This window comes from Bacillus sp. FSL L8-0193 (assembly GCF_037976065.1).
In the GTDB taxonomy this organism is placed as follows: domain Bacteria; phylum Bacillota; class Bacilli; order Bacillales; family Bacillaceae; genus Bacillus; species Bacillus paralicheniformis.
In genome coordinates this window covers 3,611,087-3,636,382 of sequence record NZ_CP150261.1, presented here as the reverse complement: position 1 = coordinate 3,636,382, position 25,296 = coordinate 3,611,087, and the positions used below count along the sequence as shown (strand labels likewise).

23 protein-coding genes, 1 pseudogene and 1 other annotated feature are annotated in these 25,296 nt (G+C 48.2%); of the genes and pseudogenes, 20 read left to right on the top strand and 4 right to left on the bottom strand.

What is annotated here, in order from left to right; genetic code table 11:
- Nucleotides 1-6 precede the first annotated feature (6 nt).
- From MHH76_RS18330 to MHH76_RS18295, 8 genes are read left to right on the top strand one after another with little or no spacing between them, the layout of a single operon-like run.
- Nucleotides 7-1,038 (top strand): glycosyltransferase, encoded by a 1,032-nt coding sequence (locus tag MHH76_RS18330; protein WP_020453025.1) that lies wholly within the window; start codon nucleotides 7-9, stop codon nucleotides 1,036-1,038.
- Between the two features lie 11 nt (nucleotides 1,039-1,049).
- Entirely contained in the window at nucleotides 1,050-2,129 is a 1,080-nt protein-coding gene (locus MHH76_RS18325; RefSeq protein ID WP_025810734.1) for a polysaccharide pyruvyl transferase family protein, read from the top strand.
- Nucleotides 2,126-3,145 (top strand): glycosyltransferase, encoded by a 1,020-nt coding sequence (locus MHH76_RS18320; protein WP_025810735.1) that lies wholly within the window; start codon nucleotides 2,126-2,128, stop codon nucleotides 3,143-3,145. Before MHH76_RS18325 ends, MHH76_RS18320 begins: the two co-directional genes overlap by 4 nt.
- Nucleotides 3,142-4,698 (top strand): MATE family efflux transporter, encoded by a 1,557-nt coding sequence (locus MHH76_RS18315; protein ID WP_031305047.1) that lies wholly within the window; start codon nucleotides 3,142-3,144, stop codon nucleotides 4,696-4,698. Before MHH76_RS18320 ends, MHH76_RS18315 begins: the two co-directional genes overlap by 4 nt.
- A gap of 20 nt (nucleotides 4,699-4,718) precedes the next feature.
- Entirely contained in the window at nucleotides 4,719-5,321 is a 603-nt protein-coding gene (locus MHH76_RS18310; RefSeq protein WP_025810736.1) for a sugar transferase, read from the top strand.
- Nucleotides 5,321-5,986 carry an acetyltransferase gene (locus MHH76_RS18305; protein ID WP_025810737.1) on the top strand — a complete coding sequence of 222 codons (666 nt, stop codon included), beginning with the start codon at nucleotides 5,321-5,323 and terminating at the stop codon, nucleotides 5,984-5,986. The genes MHH76_RS18310 and MHH76_RS18305 overlap by 1 nt, the downstream gene beginning before the upstream one ends.
- Nucleotides 5,973-7,118: an aminotransferase class I/II-fold pyridoxal phosphate-dependent enzyme gene (locus MHH76_RS18300; RefSeq protein WP_025810738.1), complete on the top strand. Its 1,146-nt coding sequence runs from the start codon at nucleotides 5,973-5,975 to the stop codon at nucleotides 7,116-7,118. The genes MHH76_RS18305 and MHH76_RS18300 overlap by 14 nt, the downstream gene beginning before the upstream one ends.
- 10 nt (nucleotides 7,119-7,128) lie before the next feature.
- The gene (locus tag MHH76_RS18295) at nucleotides 7,129-8,106 is read left to right on the top strand and encodes a polysaccharide pyruvyl transferase family protein (protein WP_043054481.1); all 978 of its coding nucleotides are present in this window, start codon (nucleotides 7,129-7,131) and stop codon (nucleotides 8,104-8,106) included.
- A gap of 15 nt (nucleotides 8,107-8,121) precedes the next feature.
- Here MHH76_RS18295 and yvfG read toward each other — a convergent pair whose 3' ends face one another.
- A complete protein-coding gene (gene yvfG / locus MHH76_RS18290) occupies nucleotides 8,122-8,337 on the bottom strand; it encodes a protein YvfG (RefSeq protein ID WP_003185491.1) in 216 nt (71 codons plus the stop codon).
- Between the two features lie 70 nt (nucleotides 8,338-8,407).
- Between yvfG and rpoN the strand changes: the two genes are divergently transcribed.
- Complete coding sequence (gene rpoN, locus MHH76_RS18285; protein ID WP_033155069.1) at nucleotides 8,408-9,721, top strand: RNA polymerase factor sigma-54; 1,314 nt, start codon at nucleotides 8,408-8,410, stop codon at nucleotides 9,719-9,721.
- 33 nt (nucleotides 9,722-9,754) lie between these two features.
- Here rpoN and MHH76_RS18280 read toward each other — a convergent pair whose 3' ends face one another.
- Entirely contained in the window at nucleotides 9,755-11,446 is a 1,692-nt protein-coding gene (locus MHH76_RS18280; protein ID WP_043054480.1) for an L-lactate permease, read from the bottom strand.
- Between the two features lie 199 nt (nucleotides 11,447-11,645).
- Between MHH76_RS18280 and MHH76_RS18275 the strand changes: the two genes are divergently transcribed.
- The 6 genes from MHH76_RS18275 to MHH76_RS18250 all read left to right on the top strand — a co-directional run bounded on the left by MHH76_RS18275 (nucleotide 11,646) and on the right by MHH76_RS18250 (nucleotide 17,380).
- Complete coding sequence (locus MHH76_RS18275) at nucleotides 11,646-12,386, top strand: FadR/GntR family transcriptional regulator (RefSeq protein ID WP_023856328.1); 741 nt, start codon at nucleotides 11,646-11,648, stop codon at nucleotides 12,384-12,386.
- A 130-nt stretch (nucleotides 12,387-12,516) separates the two neighbouring features.
- Nucleotides 12,517-13,233, top strand: a complete 717-nt coding sequence (locus MHH76_RS18270) for a (Fe-S)-binding protein (RefSeq protein WP_020453014.1) — start codon at nucleotides 12,517-12,519, stop codon at nucleotides 13,231-13,233.
- Between the two features lie 42 nt (nucleotides 13,234-13,275).
- Nucleotides 13,276-14,709 (top strand): LutB/LldF family L-lactate oxidation iron-sulfur protein, encoded by a 1,434-nt coding sequence (locus MHH76_RS18265; protein WP_025810741.1) that lies wholly within the window; start codon nucleotides 13,276-13,278, stop codon nucleotides 14,707-14,709.
- On the top strand, nucleotides 14,706-15,428 hold the full coding sequence (locus MHH76_RS18260; RefSeq protein WP_025810742.1) for a lactate utilization protein C: 723 nt from the start codon (nucleotides 14,706-14,708) through the stop codon (nucleotides 15,426-15,428). Before MHH76_RS18265 ends, MHH76_RS18260 begins: the two co-directional genes overlap by 4 nt.
- A gap of 336 nt (nucleotides 15,429-15,764) precedes the next feature.
- Nucleotides 15,765-16,454, top strand: coding sequence for an ABC transporter permease subunit (locus tag MHH76_RS18255; RefSeq protein WP_020453011.1), 690 nt, complete (start codon nucleotides 15,765-15,767; stop codon nucleotides 16,452-16,454).
- Nucleotides 16,454-17,380: an ABC transporter ATP-binding protein gene (locus MHH76_RS18250; RefSeq protein WP_023856326.1), complete on the top strand. Its 927-nt coding sequence runs from the start codon at nucleotides 16,454-16,456 to the stop codon at nucleotides 17,378-17,380. The genes MHH76_RS18255 and MHH76_RS18250 overlap by 1 nt, the downstream gene beginning before the upstream one ends.
- Before the next feature lie 354 nt (nucleotides 17,381-17,734).
- Here MHH76_RS18250 and MHH76_RS18245 read toward each other — a convergent pair whose 3' ends face one another.
- Nucleotides 17,735-18,208, bottom strand: coding sequence for a hypothetical protein (locus MHH76_RS18245; protein ID WP_025810743.1), 474 nt, complete (start codon nucleotides 18,206-18,208; stop codon nucleotides 17,735-17,737).
- Nucleotides 18,209-18,522: 314 nt separating this feature from the next.
- Nucleotides 18,523-18,779, top strand: a binding site (T-box leader).
- Nucleotides 18,780-18,840: 61 nt separating this feature from the next.
- Here MHH76_RS18245 and MHH76_RS18240 point away from each other — a divergent pair.
- A complete protein-coding gene (locus tag MHH76_RS18240; RefSeq protein ID WP_020453008.1) occupies nucleotides 18,841-20,208 on the top strand; it encodes an amino acid permease in 1,368 nt (455 codons plus the stop codon).
- Nucleotides 20,209-20,347: 139 nt separating this feature from the next.
- Entirely contained in the window at nucleotides 20,348-21,355 is a 1,008-nt protein-coding gene (locus MHH76_RS18235; protein WP_020453007.1) for an LLM class flavin-dependent oxidoreductase, read from the top strand.
- 89 nt (nucleotides 21,356-21,444) lie between these two features.
- Here the strand turns inward: MHH76_RS18235 and MHH76_RS18230 are convergent.
- Nucleotides 21,445-21,548 (bottom strand): annotated as a pseudogene (locus MHH76_RS18230) (hypothetical protein); the annotation flags it as partial.
- A 287-nt stretch (nucleotides 21,549-21,835) separates the two neighbouring features.
- Here MHH76_RS18230 and MHH76_RS18225 point away from each other — a divergent pair.
- From MHH76_RS18225 to MHH76_RS18215, 3 genes are all read left to right on the top strand, one after another.
- On the top strand, nucleotides 21,836-22,876 hold the full coding sequence (locus MHH76_RS18225; protein ID WP_020453006.1) for a sugar-binding transcriptional regulator: 1,041 nt from the start codon (nucleotides 21,836-21,838) through the stop codon (nucleotides 22,874-22,876).
- 33 nt (nucleotides 22,877-22,909) lie between these two features.
- Nucleotides 22,910-23,917 (top strand): type I glyceraldehyde-3-phosphate dehydrogenase, encoded by a 1,008-nt coding sequence (gap, locus tag MHH76_RS18220; protein ID WP_020453005.1) that lies wholly within the window; start codon nucleotides 22,910-22,912, stop codon nucleotides 23,915-23,917.
- A 174-nt stretch (nucleotides 23,918-24,091) separates the two neighbouring features.
- On the top strand, nucleotides 24,092-25,276 hold the full coding sequence (locus tag MHH76_RS18215; protein ID WP_020453004.1) for a phosphoglycerate kinase: 1,185 nt from the start codon (nucleotides 24,092-24,094) through the stop codon (nucleotides 25,274-25,276).
- Nucleotides 25,277-25,296 lie beyond the last annotated feature (20 nt).

Genomic DNA, 25,296 nt, shown 5'->3' with positions numbered 1-25,296 from the left:
ATCACATTGGAAAATCCAGCAGTTAGTCTACTGGTCGCTGTTTATAATACAGAAGCTTTTTTGCCGAATTGTTTGCAATCGCTGATCAGCCAGACCTTAAAAAATATCGAAATCATTATCGTTAATGACGGTTCAACAGACGGAAGCCAGAAGATCATTGATCATTACGCCCGAAAGGACGGACGCATCAAAACGATTCGGCAGGAGAATCAGGGCCTCGGCGCTGTCCGCAATAAAGGGATCGAAGCGGCGTCAGGCGAGTTCTTGGCATTCATCGACTCCGACGACTGGATTGAGCCGGACTATTGCCAATCTATGTATGAAAAAGCAAAGGATGAGGATGCCGACCTTGTCATCTGTGATTATGCCGTCGAAATTCAGGATACCGGAAAAACGGTCTGCCCGGACATCGGGAAAAACTATGAAGGAAAGCCGAAAGAGGCATTCATAAAAGCTTTATTAAAGGGTCAAGTAAGCGGCTTTTCCTGGAACAAGCTCTACAGGCGGAGCCTGATTGAGCAGCATAAGCTCGTTTTCCCGCTGCGCGACGAGCTGGAAAACATCGAAGATCAATACTTCAGCTTCAGATGCCTTCTATATGCGAATACGGCGGCGTTCGTGACTAAGCCGCTTTATCATTACAGGGTCCACCTGTCGTCCATCGTCCAAAAGTATCAGGCGGGGCTGTTTGAAGACGGGCTCGCTCTTTATGAAGCGAACCTTGACTGCCTGACAAAGCACGGAGAGCTTCCGGCTTTAAAGGAGGCGCTGCACGTCTTTATCGTCAACCACGGCTGCATCAGTATTTTAAATGAATGCAAGAGCCGAAACCAAAATCCTTCAATAGAAAAATATAAAAATATCCGCAGCATATGCGCCTGTCCGGAATTCAGGGGGAAAATTCCCGCGGTGGACATGTCGGCATTCGATTCGAAGAAGAAGCTTCTCCTTATGCTGATTCGCTTGCGGTTTATGCCGGCAGTGTATGGATTTGCGGCCATTTACCAGAAAATGATCGAGCACAGAATGAAGAAATAGGCGGTGAGGAAATGACCTTTCAGGAACTGAAGATCAATCTTGCAGAATGGCTTTTGCTCAAGGTGAAATATCCTTCTGAATATGTGATGGGAACGCCGGGTTTGAAGCGTTTTGATCAATACAAAGGCAAGAAAAAAATCATTCTGACTTTAATTCCGTCCCATGATAATTTGGGAGATCACGCGATTGCCCTGGCAAGCCGGACATTCATAGAAAACGAGTTTCCCGATTTTGAATTAATTGAAATCGGCATCAACGATATTTACAAACATGCAAAAGCCCTCATCCGCATCCGCCACCCCGAGGATATGGTGTTCATCATCGGCGGAGGAAACATGGGGGATTTGTACCGCAATGAGGAATGGACGAGGCGCTTTATTATCAAAACATTCAAGCATTATAAAATTGTCCAGCTCCCAGCCACCGCGCACTTTTCCGAGACGCCCCGCGGCAAAAAGGAGCTGAAAAGAGCGAAAAAAGTCTACAACTCCCATCGTCGGCTGTTTATGATGGCGCGCGATGATACAACCTATCAATTTATGAAACAGCATTTTTCGAAGCAAACGATTGTGAAGCAGCCTGATATGGTGCTTTATTTAAAGAAAGAACAGCAGTCTGAAAGAGACGGTGTGCTGGTTTGTTTAAGAGAGGATAAAGAAAGCTTTCTCAGACCGGAAGAGCGTGAAAAGCTGATGAAGGCTGTCGGCGACGAATACGGCGGCGTGCAAACTTTTACAACGACGATCGGCAGGAGGGTCAGCCGCATGTCCCGCGAGAAGGAGCTGAATCGGCTTTGGGATCAGCTGAGAGGTGCGGAGGTCGTTGTGACAGACAGGCTGCACGGCATGATTTTTTGTGCGATTACAGGGACGCCGTGCGTTGTGATCCGCTCTTTTGATCATAAGGTGCTTGAAGGCTTTCGCTGGCTGAAAAGCGTTCCTTCGATGAAGCTTGTGGAAAATCCCGATGCGGCAGAGGTTCTCGGCGCAATTGAAGAGCTGATTAAGACCGGTGATTCGTATCGTGAGACTCCGTCAAGGGAGCATTATTTCACAGATTTAAGACAGAAAATTATGGGTGATGTCCAATGAAGCCATTTGTCAGTATCATTGTTCCGATGTACAATGTCGAAAATTATATAGAAGAATGCGTCGATTCCCTGCGCAGGCAGACGCTGAAAAATATTGAAATCATCCTTGTCGATGACGGCTCTCCTGACAGATCCGGGGAGATAGCGAGAAAGTACTGCAGCCTGGATGCCAGAGTGAAAGTGATTCATAAAAAAAACGGCGGGCTGAGCTCGGCGAGAAATGCCGGTCTTCAAGCCGCGACAGGAGATTATGTGGGATTTGTCGACGGTGATGATTTTGTATTGTCTGCCATGTTTGAAAACATGTACGCCGCTGCCAAAAAAGACGACCTTGATATCGTCATGTGCGGGTATCATAAACATTCCGATGCGGAAGACACCTATTTCCCGCCGCCGCTGCCGACCGATCGTCTCTTGTTGAGCTGGGATATTAAACGCGAGCTCAAAAAGGCGCACGAAACCCGCTTCATCTGGTATGTGTGGCGGAATTTGTACAGGCGCGATCTGCTGAAGAAAAACCAGTTGTACTTTTTTGAAGACATTCGTTTTGCAGAGGATTCGCCGTTCAATTTGTACGCCTTTTATGCAGCGAAACGGGTAAGAGCGATCGATGACGGCTACTACATGTACAGGTGCAATCCGGATAGCCTGACGGAGGTGCCGTTTAAACCGTACATGGACGAAAGCCTGAAAAGGCAGTACCGGGCGAAAAGGAGATTCTATGAGACGTTTCAGCTTTTGGATGAATGTGCGGACGATCTGGAAACGTACACATGCAAACATCAAATTCCGATGCTTTTAGCCAATGCCTGTGCGGAACCGAAGCCTTCAAAGCAGGTGAGGCGGCACATTAAAGACATTTTGTCTTACCGGATGGTGCAGTCGTGCGTCAAATCAACGTCTCTCCGCAACCGCAATCTTTTAATCGGCCAACGGCTCGTTTTATTGCTATGCAAGCTGAATATTCCGATCCTGCTCGAATTGTTTTTTAAACGAAATCTGCCCAGTAAGGGATGAGCCTTTTGAATAAGACATTTATTTTGAATCTCGGCGCCAATGTGGCGTCTTTTTTATTATCGGTGCTGTTTTCGATGTGGCTGACGCCTTATGTTATCAAGAACCTCGGTGTTGAGGCGTTTGGGTTTGTCCATCTCACGCAGAATATGATCAATTACTTTTCGATTATTACGGTTGCCTTGAGCGCGGTCGTTGTCCGGTTTTTTTCTGTTTCCGCCCACAGGGGGGCGCTTGATGAAGCGAGGGGCTATATGAATACCTACATCGTTTCATCACTGGTGCTTTCGGTCATCTTGTTTTTTCCGCTTGGCGGCACGGTGTTTTTTATCGATCAGATCATTCGCGTTCCCGCCGGTCTTTTGGGGGATGTGCAGATCGCGCTTTTGATCGGGAGCCTGCTGTTTTTATTGACCTTTGTGATGTCGGGATTTGCCGCCGGTCCGTTTTTTGCCAATAAAATCTATATTACAAGCACGATCCAGGCCGTCCAAATGCTGATTCGCGTCTTGAGCGTATTGTTGATTTTCGCGTGGTTTGCACCGAAGATCTGGCACATTCAGCTCGCCGCTCTTATCGCAACCGCTTCGGCGTGCATCCTGTCGATCTTTTTCTTTAAGAAATTGATCCCATGGTTTACGTTTCGTGTGAGGGATATGTCGTTTGCAAAGTGCAAAAAACTGCTTCAGGCGGGAGGATGGAGCTCCGTCAGCCAAGTCGGCGTCCTGCTGTTTCTGCAAATCGATTTAATGGTGGCGAATGTGATGCTGGGGGTTTCCGAATCCGGCATGTACGCCGCGATCATTCAGTTTCCGCTGTTATTGCGGACGCTTTCGGGAACGCTTGCGGCCGTATTTTCACCTACGATTACACTCTATTATTCAAAAGGCGACAAAGAAGGGCTCGTCCGCTATGCCAACCAGGCCGTCAGAATTAACGGCATTCTGCTCGCTTTGCCGGCTGCGCTTCTGGGCGGGCTTGCCGGCCCGTTTCTGTCGCTGTGGCTTGGCCCTTCATTCGAACATTTGAAATGGCTTTTACTGATACATGCGGGTTATTTGGTTGTTTCATTAAGCCCGGCGCCGCTTTTTTATATTTTTACCGCCTATAACAAGCTGAGAACACCGGCGCTGACCACGGTTGCCTTCGGCGTTGTCAATTTGCTGCTTGCCATCGTGCTGAGCGGACCGGCGGGACTCGGCCTTTACGGAATTGCGCTGGCCGGTGCGGCAGCTTTAATGCTGAAAAATGTCGTCTTCACTCCGATTTATGCGTCAAAGATTACGGGTGAAAGAAAAAGGGTTTTTTATAAAGGTATATACAGGCCGGTTGCCGGTGCTTCATTTACCTTGGCTGTCTGTTACGCTCTTCAATACTTATTTGCAATCGACAGCCTGCTGTCCCTGTTTGTCACGGCGCTTGCTGCGACGGGGACATACGGCCTGTTTGCCTATTTCGTCATGTTGACGAAAGCGGAACGGCATATTGTCACAACAAGGCTCCAAGCATTTCGATGCTCTTTATCCTTCCCGTTTCAAAAGGGATTTTTTAAATAAAAGAAAGGGGTGCGTTTTTCGTGCTTGCGAAACGGTTTTTCGATCTTGCATTGTCGGTTATTTTGCTGATCGCGCTCAGTCCGGCCATGATCCTGACAGCTTGCCTCATCAGATGGAAAATCGGCTCGCCTGTTTTATTTCGCCAAACCCGTCCGGGGCTGAATGGCGAGCCTTTTACATTATATAAATTCAGAACAATGACTGATGAAAGAGATGAAGCAGGCAATCTGCTAAGCGATGAAAAACGGCTGACAAAGACGGGGCGGCTGATCAGAAAAACGAGCCTTGACGAATTGCCGCAGCTGATCAACGTCATCAAAGGAGATCTCAGCCTCGTCGGGCCGCGGCCGCTTTTGATGGAGTATATTCCCCTCTATACGAAGCGGCAATGGAGACGGCATGAAGTCAAGCCGGGCATCACGGGCTGGGCGCAGATCAACGGGAGAAATAAAGTGACATGGGAGGAAAAGTTTGAACTTGATGTCTGGTATGTGGATCATCGTTCTTTTTTGCTTGATCTCAAAATCCTTTTGTTGACTGTCGTAAAAGTCTTGAAGTCGGAAGGCGTCAGCCAGGACCGCCATGTGACAGCAGAAAAATTTACGGGGAGAAGGAATGCCTGATGCAAAATGTGGTGATCATCGGAGCCGGCGGCCATGGGAAAGTCGTTCTGGATCTTGTAAAAGCACGGCCTGATACGGCGCTTGCCGGCATTCTCGATGACCGGTATGCGGAGCTTCATGTCGAGAACGGTCTGTATCGCGGGCCTTCAAGCGCAGCAGAAGAACTTGCGCGATTGCATCCGGACGTGAAGTTCGTCTTAGCTGTCGGTCAAAACGGCATCAGACAGCAGCTGTATGAACGTCTCGGCCTTCCGCTTGACCGGTATGCGGTTTTGATTCATCCGTCCGCCGTGATCAGCGGTTCGGCCCGGATTCAAAACGGCGCCGTTGTCATGGCGTCGAGCGTCATCCAAGCGGATGCCGACATCGGCATCCACACGATTGTCAACACAGGTGTGATCGTCGAACATGACAACCGGATCGGCGATTACGTTCATCTTTCGCCGGGAACGGTGTTAACCGGCGGTGTGACAGTTATGGAAGGCGCTCATCTCGGAGCGGGAACGGCGGTCATTCCCGGAAAGACAATCGGCCGCTGGAGCGTAACGGGAGCGGGATCATCCGTCATTCACGACATTCCTGATGATTGTACCGCTGTCGGAGTCCCTGCAAGAAAAATTAAATATCACAGCAGTAAAAAGGGTGAAAAACATGAGTCAGAATAAGCGAATTTATTTATCCCCGCCGCACATGAGCGGAGACGAAGAGCGCTATGTAGCTGAAGCGTTTCGGACAAACTGGATCGCGCCGCTCGGTCCCCTTGTCGATACATTCGAAGAAAAGCTTGCCGCCTATGCGGGGACGTCCGGTGCCGCGGCAGTCAGCTCAGGAACAGCCGCAATCCACCTGGCGTTGAAATTGCTCGGCGTCGGCAAAGGCGATAAGGTCTTCTGTTCTTCCTTTACGTTTGTAGCGAGCGCCAATCCGATTATATATGAGCAGGCTGAGCCGGTTTTCATCGATTCTGAACGGGATACATGGAACATGTCGCCCGAGGCGCTTGAACGGGCGCTCGACGAAGCGGAGCGGGCCAGAAATCTTCCGAAAGCCGTCATCGTCGTCAACTTGTACGGCCAAAGCGCGAAAATAGACGAGATTATCGCGCTTTGCGATCGATTTGCCGTCCCTGTTATTGAAGATGCGGCCGAATCGCTCGGTTCTGTTTATAAGGGCAGAAAAAGCGGAACCTTCGGACGCTTCGGCATTTATTCGTTCAACGGCAACAAAATCATCACCACATCAGGCGGAGGAATGCTTGTCAGCGATGATGAAGACGCTTTGAAGAAGGCGCGCTTTTTAGCCACTCAGGCGCGCGAGCCCGCCATTCATTATCAGCACGAAAAAGCGGGCTACAATTACCGGATGAGCAATGTCCTGGCCGGAATCGGCATCGCTCAGCTCGCCGTCCTGGATGACAGGGTACACGCCAGACGGGCGATCTTCGAGCGCTATCAGGAGGCGCTCGCCGGTATCGAAGGTATAGAATTCATGCCTGAAGCCGGCATGTCAAACCGCTGGCTCACGACATTAACGTTTGATACAGCAAAGATTCAAACAACACCGGCGGACATCATTGAACAGCTCGCAAATGAAAACATTGAAGCCCGGCCGTTATGGAAGCCGTTGCACAGACAGCCCCTTTTTAAAGGAGCGGCCTTTTATCAGCACGATGACCAAGGCTCTGTCTGCTGCGACTTATTTCAGCGCGGGCTCTGCCTGCCGTCAGGATCAAGTATGACGCGAAAAGAGCAGGACCGGGTGATTCAAATCGTGGCCGACCGGATTAAATATAAATGAGGTGCTAAACATGGCGATTACATATTCCATGGACAGCTTAAAGCATAAGCTGGCAGAAATTTTGGATGTCATCCCAAGACTTTCATCAGTCGTTTACTTGGACTACCCGCTCTACGGAAACGTCGGGGACCTATTGATCATGAAAGGAACGGAAGCTTTTTTTGAAGCATACGGCATCAAGGTGCGCGAAAGATGGAATGCAGAGAATTTTATTCCGGGCCGCCGCATTCCAAAGGACGCCATCATCGTTTGTCAGGGGGGCGGCAATTTCGGCGATTTGTACCCTCACTTTCAGCAGTTCAGGGAACGGGTTGTCGAACATTACCCGGACCACCGGATCGTCATTCTGCCGCAGTCGATTTATTATGAACATGAAGAAAATGCAAAAAAAACGCGCGGCATTTTGGCGGCTCACCCGGATCTGCACTTATTCACGCGGGAAAAGGCATCCTTCGAATTTGCTCTCAAGCATTTCGAAGGGGTGAAAAACATCAGAATGATGCCCGATATGGCTCACCAGCTCTGGCCGATCGCGGCACCTGCCGAAAAGCCTTCTGAGTCCGTTCTGCGGTTGATCAGAACCGACAAAGAAGCAAACAGCAGCCTGCAAAAAGCAGAGGAGCCGGATACGTACGATTGGAACGTTATCTTGTCAGAAGGCGACAAACGCGGAATCAAACGCTTGCAGACGATCAATGTCCTCAACAAAAAAGCCGGCAATCCGCTGCCGATCGCTTCTTATTGGAAACGCTATTCGGACAGCCTCGTCGACAAATCAATCCGTTTTTTCAACCGCTATGAATCCGTCGTTACTTCAAGGCTGCACGGCCACATCTTATCGTGTCTGCTTGGAAAAGAAAATGTCGTGATTGACAACTCCTACGGAAAAAACGCAAATTACTACAACACATGGATGAAGGATATCCCGAGTACAAAACTGATTCAAAACAATCCGGAAGAAGCAGAAAAACCGCCTGTTCACGTATGACAGGCGGTTTTTCTGCTATGCTTCTTCGCGCTTTACTTTGTTGTAGGCTTCATCCAAATGCTGAATCCGTTTTAAGACGACCGCGTTTTTTGTCAGCTGGTCTTGGACAAGCGTTGACACGACTGAACGGTAGTAGCTGTTCATTGCGTGAATTTTATCCTCATTTGGATGCATTTCAATATGGGTTTTAAAATTTTCTATGAAATAGGGCACAGAGAAAAGTTCTGTCAATGGTAACACTCCTTTTTTAAGTCTATACGGTACGGAACCGATCGTGTAAACTAATAGTGGGAGGGGAGATATGATGAACTTGCATGTACAGCAGCAGCAAACGGCAAAACTTCACTTGACGCAAGGGCTTGCCCAAGCCATTCATATGCTTCAGTATTCGTCGGCCGAGCTGAACAGCCGGATTGACGAACTCTCATTGGAAAACCCCCTGATCGAACGAAAAGACCCCGATATTCCCCGATCATTTTACCATAAAACGAATCGTCATTTGCAAAATGAAGGAATGAGCCGCTCTGAGATGGCGCATTCCCGTGAAGATATCAAAAGCGTCTTGAAACAGCAGGCGCTCGATCTCCGGCTGTCAAACCGGGAAAAGCGGATTTTCAGCTACCTGGTCGAATCCCTTGATCGAAACGGATATGTGACAGAAGACATCGCCTTTATCGCTTCCGAGCTGGCTGTCGCCAGAGAAGAAGTGGAAGAAGTCTTGGGCAAGCTGCAGACTCTTGATCCGGCGGGCATCGGAGCGCGGTCGCTTCAGGAATGCATCCTGATCCAATTAAAGCGTCTGCCAAAGGAGACGGCAAAAGCGGAAAAAGTCATTTCCCTATACTTTGACCTGTTTGCCAAAAAAGGATGGAAAGAGCTGTCTGAGAGAGCGGCCCTTTCGCTCTCAGAGCTTCAGGACATACAAGATCTTGTTGCAGAGCTGTCGCCGCGTCCCGGATTGATGTATGGCACGGATGAAGGCGGAGTCTATATCGAGCCTGATGTCATCATTTCAGCCGAGGATGGAAAATTGGTGCTTGAGCTCAGCAGCCGTTCTTTTCCCGATATCCAGCTTAACGCGTTTTACGAGCCGTTTTTGCAGCGCCAGTCAAAAGACGAGGCGACCGTTTATATCTCTGATAAGTTCAAGCAGTGGAAATGGCTCGACAATGCCCTCAGGCAAAGACGGGAAACGATGCGGAGGGTGATGGCGGAAATTATGGTGCGTCAAAAAGATTATTTTTTAAAAGGGAAAGACGAACTGAAGCCGCTCACATTAAAAGAAGTCGCCGATGCCCTCGGGGTTCACGAATCAACAGTAAGCCGTGCAGTCAAAGGGAAAATCGTGCAGACGCCTTTTGAGCTGTGCGAGCTTAAACGGTTTTTTTCGGCGAAGGTAAAGGATGCCGCTGACGGACATACGTCAAGTCACACAGTCAAAGCGCATCTTCGTCGGCTGATCGATGAAGAAAACAAAATGAAACCGCTTTCAGACCAGAAGCTGGCCGACCTTTTAAACGAAAAGCACGGCATCGTCATATCGAGGCGGACCGTCGCCAAATACCGCGATCAGCTTAATATACTGCCTTCGTCCGTCAGAAAGAGATATCAATAAAGAAGCCGTCCGGCACGAACGCCGGCGGCTTTTTTACGGGATCATCCACGCAAACAGGTGATGCTGCAGGAACGTGATCATGCAAACCAGGAACAAAAGAAACAGGCTGTGTTTCAGTGTAAAGCGCAGCAAATCGGATTCCTTTCCTGCCAGTCCGACGGCTGCGCAGGCGACAGCAATCGACTGCGGAGAGATCATCTTTCCGGTGACGCCGCCCGAAGAGTTGGCCGCCACAGACAGCACCGGCTCCATTCCGACTGACTGTGCCGTCACTTTTTGCAGACTGCCGAACAGCAAATTGGCCGACGTATCTGAACCGGTTATAAAGACGCCGAGCCAGCCGAGAACGGGAGAAAAGAATGCGAACATTGAACCCGTCATCGCAAGGGACATGCCAAGTGTTGTGCTCATGCCCGAAGAGTTGGTGACATAGGCAAAACCGACAACGGAAGCGATCGTTAATATCGGCTTGCCGAGTTCTTTCAGCGATTCTGTAAACATGGCGCCCCATTCTTTCCAAGGCATGCCTGTGACAAACTTTGTCAGTACGGCGGCAATCAGGATCGCCGTTCCCGCCGATCCGGCGAGATCAAGTTTATAAAGAGCTTCAAGCGGTTTTCCGGAGCCATCGAGAATTTGATTGTGCAAAAAAGGCACACCGGGCGCGAACGTCAGCCTGCCGCCGATATCACTAATGAACAGCAGCAATGGATTTGACCCTTCGTAATGGCCTGTCAGCGCCTGTTTGACAGCTGGAATTCCCCAGATGGAGACCATTGCCGTGAGCAGCAAAAACGGTGTCCACGCCTTGAAAATCTGCCCAGCCGAGTATGAGGCCTTTTGATGTTCAAGCTGCTGCGCCTCCGCGGCAGCGGCCATTTCCTTTTCATGTGAAAATCTGAATATCGTTTTCGGTTTCCAAAATTTTAAGAATACAGCGAGCGCGATAAGCGATACGATGGCTGACAAAATATCCGGGAGCTCAGGCCCCAGAAAGTTTGAGCTTACATACTGTGTAACGGCAAAAGAGACACCCGACACGAGAATCGCCGGCAGCACTTCCCAAGCCCTTTTCAAGCCGCTCATGATGATAATCAAATAAAACGGAATAAATACAGATAAAAACGGGAGCTGGCGTCCGACCATTTTTGAAATGTCCATCGCAGGAATCCCCGTCGGCCCTTCAACCGCGATAATCGGAATGCCGATCGCTCCGAAAGCGACAGGCGCCGTGTTAGCGATCAGGCATATGCCCGCCGCGTACAACGGATTGAAGCCGAGGCCGACAAGCAATGCGGCCGAGATTGCGACAGGGGCGCCGAAGCCTGCCGCTCCTTCTAAAAACGCCCCGAATGAAAACGCTATCAAAAGTGCTTGCAAACGGCGGTCATCTGTGATCGATAATACCGAGCTCCTGATGATTTCAAATTGGCCGGTTTTGACTGTAAGCTTGTACAAAAAAACGGAAGTCACAATGATCCAGCCGATCGGAAGCAGCCCGTAAACCGCCCCTTGTGAAGCCGACATCACAGCCTGATGAGCGGGCATGCCGTATACGAAAACGGCCAGCGCGAGCGCAATCAGCAAAGTCGACACACCCGCTGTATGCCCTTTCATTCTTTTGATTGCCAGAGCCCAGAAAAAATACAAAATCGGTATAAGCGCTGCAAGCGAAGAGAGCAGCAAACTGTTCCCCAGCGGAGTATAATCTTGCGTCCATCCCATCTCCAATTCCCCCTTTGTTCAAAGTCTCACTCAGTCATCTGATGACATGATGATAAGACTGATCATTTAGCATTATATTTCTCAATGTCATAAATTACAATCTTTTTTTGCATGGAGCCGAAGTCTATATGTTCCGGACGGAAAGAACGGTATAATAAAATAGCGCATCATGCCCAGTCTGGTTACGAGGTGAAAAAAGTTGAAATACAAACAAATCAAGACGAAAAAAATATACGAAGAAGTCGCAGAAGCGCTTCTTGAATCGATTAAAAGCGGAGAGCTTGAGCCAGGTGATAAGCTTGACTCCGTTCAGGCGCTCGCCGAAAGCTTTCAGGTCAGCCGTTCGGCCGTCAGGGAAGCGCTGTCTGCGTTAAAAGCGATGGGGATGGTCGAAATGAAGCAGGGGGAAGGAACGTATGTGAAAAGGTTTGAGCCTGAGCAAATTTCCATCCCCCTTTCGGCTGCGCTTTTGATGAAAAAGAAAGACGTCGCTGAACTGCTCGAAGTCCGTAAGATTCTTGAAATCGGAGCTGTTTCAAGTGCGGCTCAAAAACGCACAGAAGAAGATCTCGGGCGCATGCAGGCCGCACTTGAGGATATGAAGCAGGCGGATGGGAACGGCGAACTTGGCGAAAAAGCCGACCTCGCGTTTCATCTTGCGCTTGCCGGCGCCTCGCAAAACGATCTGCTGAAAGGCTTGATGAATCATGTGTCATCACTCTTAATTGAGACGATGAGGGAGACGCGCAAAATTTGGCTGTTCTCGAAGAACACAACCGTTAAGCGCCTTTATGAGGAACACGATGCCATCTATCAGGCTGTGATGGAAAAAGACGGCCAACAAGCAGAGCAGGCGATGCACAATCATCTGACGAATGTGGAAAATGTGCTGGCCTCATATTTTGAAGAAACGAAACAGGCCGACGAGCCGGCCATATAAGCAGCGGCCCGAGTGAAAACGAAAAAGAAACCCCTTTCAAAAAATTTTACCAAGGTGTAAGATGGAGAAAGAGGGTTTTCTAACCAAGTCATCAGATGACCTGATTTATCGGGTTGGAGAGGGGATCAAGATGAAAGTATCACTGTTTATCACGTGTTTGGTTGACATGTTTCAGTCAAATGTCGGAAAAGCGACGGTTGAACTGCTTGAGCGGCTCGGATGTGAAGTGGATTTTCCCGAAGGACAGATCTGCTGCGGCCAGCCTGCGTACAACAGCGGCTATGTCAAAGATTCCAAAAAAGCGATGAGACGGATGATTGAGACATTTGAATCAGCCGAATACGTCGTCAGCCCTTCAGGATCGTGCGCTTTTATGTTCAAAGAGTATCCGCACCTTTTCCGGGATGAGCCGGCCTGGGCGGAAAAAGCGCAGCGGCTGGCTGACAAAACGTATGAGCTGACCGATTTTATCGTCAACGTTTTGAAGGTTGAAGACGTTGGGGCGACACTTGAGAAAAAGGCGACTTATCATACGTCATGCCATATGACAAGGCTTTTGGGCGTCACAGACGCGCCGATGAAGCTCCTTCGGCATGTGAAGGGACTGGAGTTCACGCCGCTGCCGCGCAAACACGACTGCTGCGGATTCGGGGGGACTTTTTCGGTGAAGATGTCGCAAATATCCGAACAGATGGTCGATGAGAAAGTGGCGTGTGTCGAAGAAACCGCCGCAGATGTGTTAATCGGGGCGGACTGCGGCTGCTTGATGAATATCGGCGGACGGATCGGGAGAAAGAACAAGCCGATTGAAGTCATGCACATCGCAGAAGTGCTGAACAGCAGATAAACAGACATCCGGTCATTTCACAGATAGAGGGGGACATTCGTTATGGCAATGAAGATCGGAACGCAGAAATTTAAAGAGCGCGTATCAGACGGGCTCGAAAACGAGTTTATGAGGGGGGCTGTTTCAAGTGCGCAGGAGCGCTTGAGAGCGCGCCGTCTTGAGGCGGCGGAAGAGCTCGGGAACTGGGAAGAATGGCGGTCTCAGGCCGAGGAAATCAGGCAGCACGTGCTCGAAAACCTGGACTACTACCTAGAACAGCTCGCCGAAAATGTCGCCAAAAAAGGCGGGCACGTATTCTTTGCACAGACGGCTGAAGAAGCGACAGGCTATATCCGCGATGTCGTGAAAAAGAAAAACGGCAAAAAAATCGTGAAATCAAAATCAATGGTGACCGAAGAAATCAACATGAACGAGGCGCTTGAACGCGACGGCTGCGAAGTGGTCGAAACCGATTTGGGCGAATACATCCTCCAAATCGATGATCATGATCCGCCGTCACATATCGTCGCACCTGCTTTGCATAAAAACAAAGAGCAAATCCGCGACGTCTTCAAAGAGCGGATCGGCTACCGCAACACCGAAAAGCCGGAAGAGCTTGTCATGCATGCGCGCGCCGTGCTCAGAAAGAAATTTCTCGAGGCTGACATCGGCATTACGGGCTGCAATTTTGCGATTGCCGATACGGGGTCTGTCAGCCTTGTCACAAACGAGGGAAACGGACGTCTCGTCACGACCGTTCCGAAGACGCAGATTACCGTGATGGGGATGGAGCGGATCGTCCCTTCATTCGACGAGTTTGAGGTTCTCGTCGGCATGCTCACAAGAAGCGCGGTTGGACAGCGGCTGACAAGCTATATCACGGCGCTGACAGGGCCGCGGCTGCCCGGTGAAGCGGACGGACCCGAAGAGTTTCACCTCGTCATCATTGACAACGGGCGTTCGAACATTCTCGGAACGGAGTTTCAATCCGTCCTCCAATGCATCCGCTGTGCGGCCTGCATCAATGTTTGTCCCGTATACCGCCATGTCGGCGGGCATTCTTACGGTTCGATCTATTCAGGCCCGATCGGAGCCGTATTGTCGCCGCTGCTCGGCGGATATGACGATTATAAAGAACTGCCGTACGCCTCTTCGTTATGTGCGGCATGCTCTGAAGCATGTCCGGTAAAAATCCCGCTTCACGAACTGCTTCTGAAGCACCGGCAGCGCATCGTTGAAAAAGAAGGGCGCGCACCGATATCCGAGAAGCTCGCGATGAAAGCGTTCGGCTTGGGAACTTCTGCGCCATCTCTATATAAAATGGGCTCCAAATGGGCGCCGGCAGCCATGAAGCCGTTTAACGAAGACGGCAAAATAACAAAGGGACCGGGTCCGTTAAAACAGTGGACCCAGATTCGCGACTTCCCCGCGCCGAACAAGTCAAGGTTCCGCGACTGGTTTGAGGACAGACGGAAAGAGAAAGGGGAAGACAGATGACAAACGGAACAATCCAAAATAAAGACGGCTTTTTAAACCGGATTGCGGAAAGGCTCGGCCGCAACAGGCGTTCGGCAGGTGTCACCGTTCCCGATTATACGTATCAGCCGCAGCACCGGGTATATCAAGGCTATACACAGGATGAGCTTGTCGGCGTCTTAAAGGACCACTGCCGAAAGATTCATACGGAGCTGATTGAAACGGATATTATCGGCTTGCATGATGCCTTGTATGAACAAGCATCACGATTTGGAGGCGGGCCTGTCATCATTCCGAAAGATGACCGTTTTAAAGAGTACGGACTGTCAGGCCTGTTAACAGACAAGTGGCCGAATGAGGGGACAAAAGTGTGGGAATGGAATGCAGCGGCCGGAGATGAAAATATCCAGCGGGCCGAACAGGCTAACATCGGCGTGACATTCAGCGAGATCACGCTTGCTGAATCCGGAACGGTCGTCCTCTTCAGTTCAAAAGACAAAGGACGATCTGTCAGCTTGCTGCCGACGACATATATCGCGATCGTCCCGAAAAGCACCATCGTCCCGCGGATGACACAGGCAAGCGCAATGATCAAACAAAAGGTTGCAGACGGCGACGTCATCCCGTCCTGCATCAACTATGTCACTGGACCGAGCAATTCAGCCGACATCGAAATGGACCTTGTAGTCGGTGTCCACGGCCCGGTAAAAGCGGCATATATTGTCGTGACTGACCGGTAATTAGACGATAACAAAAAGATTAGCCTCATGCAGAGCTAATCTTTTTTTATTTAGCGATATGACAATTCCGGCATATCCCGATTTTCCGCATCATTCCACTTTTTTGGCCGGTTATAAAATAGCGGAACTTGTTATATTAAAATGGTATTTTTATCAGTTTTCCGGCTCTGTATCCCCATTTCTGCCGCTGGTTCAAGCCACTTGCATCTCATTTATGATTCTCGGAAACACCCCTGTAAGAAATAGCCTATTAAAATTTAAGGTAATGTTAAGGATAAGATTATTTCCCGATAATGTTCACTCACTATAATGGAGAATAGTGAAGGAGTGACTCGTATGCGGGCGGTATGTCTGAATGAATTTATCAGTCTTTTTAAAAGCATCAAGTCGATTATTGTCATTATTATTATGTTTTGGGTGAGCTATAAGACTGCAGGATTGATCGAACAGGCGCCTGCGGACTTCGTGCGCGAATTGGATTTAGGAAGCGATGCAAACGCAATCGGAACGGCCGTTATTGTTTTCGCTCTCGGTTTCCTGTTTATCGCTGGACTTTCTCATGACATGATCAACCGCGAAGTCCATGCCCGGACGGTCAGATTTCTTGTGACGAAAACGTCGCGGATCAAGATCATTCTGGGAAAGTTTTTTGGCGTCTGGCTGTTTTGGTTTTTCTGCATGCTCGTTTCGTACACCTTGGTGATGATCGCCTCAAAAGAGTTTTTATGGATGAGTTATGCAGACAGCATGGCGTTTCTTACAGCTGCAATCTCTTTGAACCTTTTATTTTCAATCGTGATTTCAAGGCCCGCCATGTCCATGTTTTTCGGAATCGTGTTTGCGCTCGTCTTTCCCGCGGTCAGCTTATGGACTGTTTATTCAGAGAACGGCATGATCACCTGGTTTAAATATTTAACACCGTACTATTACTCCGTGCTGGGCGGTTCTTTTGTTTTCATCAACTTTGTCTACGCGGCCATCGTTCTTTGCGGTGCGATCGTTTTGTTTAAAAGGAGAGATTTATAATGGATGTGGTGATCGAGGCAAAAGGGCTGATGAAAAGCTACGGGGCTAAAACCGTCGTCAATCATGTCGACCTCCAAGTCGAAAAAGGAGAGATTTACGGTTTCCTCGGCCGTAACGGTGCGGGGAAATCTACGTTCATGAATATGATCACAGGCATTATCGAGCCGACAGCCGGCAGTTTTCTGCTGTTAAATGATGCTTCGATTGAAAACGTCAAGCATCGCATCGGCGTTTTACCTGATTATTTGACCCTCTATGATTCAATGACAGCAGTCGGGCATTTGAAGTATTTTGCAAAGCTGAACGGACAAGCCGTATCGACTGAGCGGTGCGAAGAAGTCTTAGAGAGAGTTGGGTTCACTGAGCATGCTGAAAAAAAATCGGGCGCCTATTCATTCGGTATGAAAAAAAAGCTCGGCATCGCCCAGGCGATCATCCACGACCCCGAGCTCATCTTTTTGGATGAACCGACATCAGGTGTCGATGCCGAATCGGCCCTGCACATTCAAAAGCTGATTATGGATTTGCAAAAAGAAGGTAAGACGGTATTTATGACATCACACAACCTGCATGAGATAGAGAAAATCTGTACGCGAATCGCCATCATGAAAAACGGCCGCATTTTAATAGAAGGCACGCTCGATGAATTAAGGAGGCATTTCATGTCGAACATAAGCGTTCACATTCGCCATTCGACTATTCCCGATCAGCATTTCGGCCTGATCGACCGTTTTCTTGAGTCAGCTGGTGAAAACGTTCAATTCAATCACCACGAGATTTCGATCACCGTCAATTCAGAAGAAAAAATTCCCGCCATTGTCAGAGTATTAACGAACTGCAAAGTGGGAATCTACAGAATTCACGTCGATGAACCGTCGCTTGAAGACATCTTTTTGGACAGCTCTGAGGAACGCGTTGTTTCTTGACAGAAAGAATTTGATAGGAATGAACCCGGATCTGTTCGGGCATCATGCCTTTAGTCTTGCAGATGCGAATGGCGTCAATGGATAGATCTATTAAATGCCCGAACAAAAAAACGCCTTTGAATAAAGGCGTTTCAGCGTGTCGACAAACCCTCGCATTCGTTGTCAGGCCTGCGCGTCGGTGCTCACGAATCCCAACATTCGCTGCGCTCCGATGCTCGGCCTTCCTAGACTGCAAGGTTTTTCAATCACGCTGAAAGGATGACAAAATCCCAAAACAAAAAGTCGCTTTGGGATTTTGTCAACAATCTGAAACGCCTTTGAATAAAGGCGTTTTCCATAAGGGGCGCTCGGTTTCTAGTATTTCCCCAAAATCGACATGTCGCCGGTCGTTTCTTCATCAATGACATTTCCGTCTTGGTCCATCTTGACGAAATACCTGCCTCCGTTTGTTACGTTTTTGTACTCGGTTTCCGAAGTGCCGTCATCGTTTTGTGTGAATTCAAATTGAACATCAGCGATAAGAGTGTTGCTGTTGAGGTCGACATAGTAGGAATGGAAGCTGACATGGCTCCAGTCGTCTTTTTCGGCGGGGATGTCTGATATGACGCCGACTTTTTCAGCGGGATCATTGACAATCACGCCGTAATCCTTCTGCAAATTGCCGGTTTCAATATCAGCGTCGTTTAAAATCTCTTTCATCTGGCTAAATTCAGCATCTGTAGGTGTTGTATATCTGTCTTCAGGAATGTTTTTCGCAAAGCTTACGGACGATGAACCAAAGACGAGCGTCAATACGGACAAGATCACCATAAACGAAAGTTTTTTCACGTTCTCTTCCTCCTTTAGCTGAAGTGATGATTCGGTTCACACTCTATCATTGTTAAAATATTTTGTAAAGTTTGAATAATATTTCAATTTAACTATTTTTTTCGGGGGAAATTCGCCGATTTTTATATTTCCCTCTTCTGGGGAATGCTCCATCATTATGAAAGTTGTGCATATCTTCCCTTGTATTTTCCAATGGGAAAGGCGATTTTCCTTGAAAAAAGAGAAAAATTTTAATTTTTATTTTTTGGCAGTGGATTTGATGTTGACAAAGTCAAGATCGGCACGTATATTATATGAATATATTTCAGGCAGAAGAAAACACAATGAACGGGAGCAGTAAAAGATCGGCATTGGCAAAGAGAGCTGTGGGTAGGTGCGACGCAGACCAATGAACCTTTGAACTCGCCCGGGAGTGGACTGGCTAAAGGACGGACATCAATTCCTGAGGACATTACGATTAACCTTCGTTAACAGGTTTGCACAGCATGGCTGTGCATCGCAAAGCTGGATTCTTGGCATAGAATCAAAAAGAGTGGTACCGCGGTAAGCTTCAAAGCTCATCGTCTCTTTATCTTCAAATCGAAGAGGGAGACGGTGAGCTTTTTTCATTTTACTAGAGGAAGTGAACATAGATGGAGAAAGACATGCAGAAGCTCGAGCGCACAATGACATCGCGGCATATTATGATGATGGCATTGGGCGGAGCCATTGGAGCAGGATTATTTAAAGGAAGCAGCAAAGCGATCGATTTGGCGGGGCCTTCGGTCATGATCGCCTACTTGATCGGCGGCGTGATTTTGCTGTTTATCATGCAGGGGCTTGCCGAGATGGCTGTCCGAAACAGTGAAGCCAGAACATTCAGGGATCTTGTTCAATCAATATTAGGGCCGTATGCCGCTTATTTTTTAGACTGGATATACTGGAAAATGTGGGTTCTCAATATTGCGGCAGAGGCTGTTGTCGCCGCGATATTTTTGCAGTACTGGCTGCCGGGGCTGCCGATCTGGGTGCTGGCGCTGTTCGTTTCACTCGTCATTACGAGCGTGAATTTGCTTTCTGTCAAAAGCTTTGCCGAGACGGAATACTGGCTTGCCCTTATTAAAATCACAGTGATTGTCGTCTTTATTATATCCGGATTTATCTTGTTATTTTTCTCTTTTGGACAACACTCAGCTGTTGGTTTTACTCATTTGACAGACCATGGCGGCTTCTTCCCGAATGGCGCCGGAGGGCTGATTACAGCCATGCTAGTTGTGATCTATTCCTATGGCGGAACCGAAATTATCGGGGTGACACTGGCGGAAACCAAAAACCCTGAGAAGGTCGTGCCTAAAGCCGTGCGTGGAACGTTGACGCGCATTATTGCTTTTTATCTTCTGCCGTTTTTCGTGATCGTCAGCTTGATTCCATGGAATCAAGTCAACGGTGTGTCGGAGAGTCCTTTTGTTATGGTCTTTAAGATGATCGGCATTCCCGGAGCGGATCATTTGATGAATGCGGTCATTTTACTGGCGGTCATTTCTTCGATGAACTCAGGGCTTTACGGCGCCTCCCGAATAATGTATACACAGGCATCAGACGGAAGAATGCCGAAAATCTTTTCGAGACTTTCCGTGAGAAAAGTGCCGGTTTATTCGATTCTATTATGTACTTCTTTCTTATACTTGGGCGTATTGTTTTCACTGTTTGCCGGCAGCCAAACGTTTGAATATTTGATGGGGTCTCTCGGCTATACCGTCCTTGTGATCTGGATGCTGATTGCCGCTGCCCATTTAAAATCGAGGAAACGGAATCAAACAGCGGGGAACGGCTACTATGTCAAATGGTTCCCTTATACGACTTGGCTGGCAATCATTTCACTGACAGCGATACTGATCGGTGTCATCCTGACCACATCGATTGTCATTACATTGGTGACGGCGGGAATCTATCTGCTCATTAGCGCTGCTTATTTCTTTAAAGGAAGGAACCAGACAGCCGGCCAAACGTCCGCTTCTTAAAAAAAGGCTTGCCTCCGCAGGGAGGCAAGCTTTTAACACATTAGTTCGATTTTTTTCGAACTAATTTCTTTTATTCACCTGAACGATTATGTTATCGTCTAATTACATGACCACTACACTTCAGGAAGAAGGAAAGACAATGTCAAAACAGCATTTCAAAAATACGAAGTATTCCGTATTAAATCTGTCTCCTATCGTACAAGGCGGAGATGCGGGACAATCTTTTAAACAATCTATGGATTTGGCGCAGCATGCCGAAAGATGGGGATACCACAGGTTCTGGCTGGCTGAACACCATAATATCGAAGGCGTTGCGAGCTCGGCTACCTCTGTTTTGATCGGTTATATCGCCGGGGGCACCAAGAAGATGCGCATCGGTTCGGGAGGGATTATGCTGCCGAACCATTCCCCGCTCGTTATCGCCGAACAGTTCGGAACGCTTGAATCCCTTTATCCAGGCAGAATCGATTTAGGACTGGGGCGCGCTCCGGGTACGGATCAATTAACCGCCCGCGCATTAAGAAGAAATATAAGCAGCGGGGAGGATTTTCCCGAGCAGCTTGAAGAACTCCGCCAGTATTTTAAGCCGTCCGGCAATGTAAGAAATCACGTGCGCGCCATACCGGGCGAAGGGCTTGATGTGCCGATTTGGCTTCTCGGTTCAAGCGGATTCAGCGCCCGGCTTGCCGGGGAACTCGGTTTGCCGTTTGCATTTGCGGCTCATTTTTCGCCGGCCAATACGCTGCCTGCTTTGGAACTGTACCGCAGTTCGTTTAAGCCGGGCGTCTTGGAGGAGCCTTATGCGATGGTCGGGGTGACCGTGATCGCAGCCGATACAGACGCGCAAGCGCAGCGCCTTGCAACATCGCACTATCAGAAGTTTTTGGATCTTGTCCGCGGCGCCCCGACTCAGCTTAAGCCGCCTGTAGATGATATGGATCAGATTTGGACGCCGCGTGAAAAAGCGATGGTGAATGAGCAGCTCAGCTCAACGATCATCGGCGGGCCGGACAGTGTGAAAGAAAAGCTTGAAGAATTCATCCGTACGACTCAGGCGGACGAGATCATGATCAATTCAGAAACGTTTGACCATGCTGATAGACTTCGCTCGTTTGAAATCATTGCTGATGTCTGGAAAAATGGATAAACGGCAACAAAGCAACGGAACGGAAAAACCGCCCGTTGCTTTTTTTTTGAGTACGTACTTTAGCAATATATTTATTTTTGAAAATAGACGAAGATGAGGGACGGTACCATACCGTACGCGAGCATCGACCACCATCCGGTATTACACCCCATTCAAACGTCCCAGAACGTTGGACAGCCAGATTCATTTTGAATATTTCCGGTCCGTAATACGCAATGGCATTCATAGGTTTTTTTCATTGAGGCACAATTTTCATGAAATATGTATAGTATAGAAATCAACAGGGACAATAATTAATACAGATGTGTGAACATTCGCGCGAATGTTGTCGATGAATTGATTCTTAACAGTTGAATAAACATTTTAACCCTGTTACAATAAGGAATGTAAGCAGGAGCAATTTTTTTTGGCTGAGGTGGGACGTTTTCAGTCACTACGGGACATTATTTGTCCAGGACGAGATGAAAGGAACGTTTTGGCATGAATCAACTAATACAGGCTCAAAAAAAATTATTGCCGGATCTTCTCGATGTCATGCAGAAAAGGTACAAAATTTTGCAGTACATAAGGCTGACTGAACCGATCGGCAGAAGAAGCCTTGCCGCCAGTCTCGGCATCAGCGAGCGGATTTTAAGGGCGGAGGTTCAGTTTTTAAAAGAACAAAATCTACTAGAGATTAAAACAACCGGCATGATATTGACACTTGAAGGATCCAACCTGCTGAAAGTTCTCGAAGATACGATGAAGGACGTTTTAGGTTTAACCCATTTGGAAAATACATTAAAAGAGAGGTTGAACCTCGACGAAGTCATCATTGTATCGGGAGACAGCGACCAGTCCCCATGGGTCAAAAAAGAGATGGGGAGAGCGGCCGTCGCATGCATGAAAAACAGGTTTACGGGGGAAAATATCGTCGCCGTAACCGGAGGTACGACGCTTGAGGCCGTGGCAGAAATGATGACGCCTGACTCGAAAAACCGCAAGCTGCTTTTTGTTCCGGCAAGAGGCGGGCTCGGCGAAAACGTCAGGAATCAGGCCAATACGATTTGCGCCCATATGGCTGAAAAAGCTTCCGGTACATACAGACTGTTATTTGTGCCGGGTGAGCTGAGCAAAGAAGCATATTCTTCTATCATTGAAGAGCCTTCTATTAAAGAAGTGCTTCAGACAATTCAATCGTCCAGTATGGTGATCCATGGAATCGGGGATGCTAAAACAATGGCAGAACGAAGAAATACACCGAAGGAAGATTTGAAGAAAATAGAAGAAAATGAGGCGGTTGCAGAAGCGTTCGGCTACTATTTCGACCGCCACGGAGAAGTCATTCACAAAGTGCACAGCGTTGGCATCCAGCTCGAAGATCTTGATTCAATCCCGAACATCATTGCGGTGGCGGGAGGCTCGTCAAAAGCGGACGCGATAGAGGCGTACTTCAAAAAGCCGCGCAACACGGTTTTGATCACTGATGAAGGAGCCGCGAAACAGTTATTAAGGGAAGCTTCTTCCCTCAATATAAATTAAATATCTCTTATTTACTTAAAGGAGGAAATCATCATGGCAGTAAAAGTCGGTATTAATGGTTTTGGTCGTATTGGACGCAATGTATTCCGCGCAGCATTAAATAATCCTGAAGTTGAGGTTGTAGCAGTTAACGATTTGACAGACGCTAACATGCTTGCTCACCTATTACAATATGATTCAGTACACGGAAAATTGGACGCAGAGGTTTCTGTTGACGGAAACAACCTAGTTGTTAACGGTCAAACAATCCAAGTTACAGCAGAGCGCGATCCTTCTAAACTTAGCTGGGGCAAACAAGGCGTTGAAATCGTAGTTGAATCTACTGGTTTCTTCACAAAACGCGCAGACGCGGCGAAACATTTGGAAGCCGGTGCGAAAAAAGTTATCATCTCAGCTCCTGCGAGTGAAGAAGATATTACAATCGTTATGGGTGTTAACGAAGATAAATACGATGCGGCTAACCACGATGTAATCTCTAACGCATCTTGCACAACAAACTGCCTTGCGCCGTTTGCAAAAGTTCTGAACGACAAATTCGGCATCAAACGCGGTATGATGACAACTGTTCACTCTTACACAAACGATCAGCAAATCCTGGATCTTCCGCACAAAGACTACCGTCGTGCGCGTGCGGCAGCTGAAAGCATCATTCCTACAACAACTGGTGCAGCGAAAGCCGTTTCTCTTGTACTTCCTGAATTGAAAGGAAAACTGAACGGCGGAGCAATGCGTGTTCCAACACCAAACGTATCACTTGTTGACCTGGTTGCTGAACTTGACAAAGAAGTAACAGCAGAAGAAGTAAACGCAGCGTTTAAAGAAGCAGCAGAAGGCGAACTTCAAGGCGTTCTTGGCTACAGCGAAGAGCCGCTTGTTTCTAAAGACTACAACGGCAATGCAAACTCTTCTACAATCGATGCTCTTTCTACAATGGTTATGGAAGGCAGCATGGTTAAAGTTATTTCTTGGTATGACAACGAAAGCGGATATTCTCACCGTGTAGTTGACCTTGCCGCTTACATCGCAAAACAAGGTCTTTAATCCGGAAACCAGAATCAGACTTGGTTCTTGATGAGAGAAGCGCTATAATGAAAGCGGACAAGGGAAGGGGACACACACTCCCTTTCCCTTTTTCCATATCGGCGCCAATTAAGCCGCCCGGGGATTTCCGTTTTCAGGCTTGTAAAACATTAAAAGGAGGATCTCCTAAAAGCCATGAACAAAAAATCAGTAAAAGACATTGATGTAAAAGGCCGTGTTGTTTTCTGCCGTGTTGACTTTAACGTTCCGATGAAGGACGGAAAAGTGACGGATGATACGAGAATCCGCGCCGCACTTCCGACGATTCAATACTTAACAGAGCAGGGAGCGAAAGTTCTTCTTGCAAGCCACTTGGGCCGTCCGAAAGGCCAGGTTTCAGAAGAGCTTCGCTTAACGCCGGTAGCCGCACGCCTCGGCGAACTGATCGGCAAAGAAGTGAAAAAAGCGGATGAAGCTTACGGCGACGCCGTAAAAGCGCAAATTTCCGAAATGAAAGATGGAGATATTCTCGTATTGGAAAATGTCCGCTTCTATCCGGGAGAAGAAAAGAATGATCCTGAGCTGTCTAAAGCGTTTGCCGACCTGGCTGACGTTTATGTCAATGACGCATTCGGAGCGGCTCACCGTGCCCATGCTTCAACAGCAGGTATCGCTGAACACCTTCCGGCTGTTGCAGGCTTCCTCATGGAAAAAGAGCTTGAAGTGCTGGGCAAAGCACTGTCTAACCCTGAACGTCCGTTTACAGCGATCATCGGCGGCGCAAAAGTAAAAGACAAAATCGGCGTGATCGAAAGTCTTCTTGAGAAAGTAGACAACCTGATCATCGGCGGCGGTCTTGCTTACACGTTCGTTAAAGCGCTGGGCCATGAAGTAGGAAAATCCCTGCTTGAAGAAGATAAAATTGAATTGGCTAAATCTTTCATGGACCGCGCCAAAGAAAAAGGCGTGAACTTCTACATGCCTACAGACGTGCTTGTTGCTGACGATTTCTCAAACGACGCCAACACGAAAGTCGTGCCGGTCAGCGAAATCCCTAGCGACTGGGAAGCCCTTGACATCGGGGAGGAAACAAGAAAAACATATGCTGACGTCATTAAAAACAGCAAGCTTGTTGTTTGGAACGGACCGATGGGTGTATTCGAACTCGATGCGTTCGCTAAAGGAACAAAAGCTGTCGCTGAAGCTTTAGCAGAGGCAAAAGATACATACTCTGTCATCGGCGGCGGAGACTCTGCAGCTGCTGTAGAAAAGTTCGGCCTTGCTGACAAAATGAGCCACATTTCAACAGGCGGCGGAGCTTCCCTTGAGTTTATGGAAGGAAAAGAACTTCCTGGCGTCAAAGCATTGAACGACAAGTAAGCAAAATATACAGCATAAGG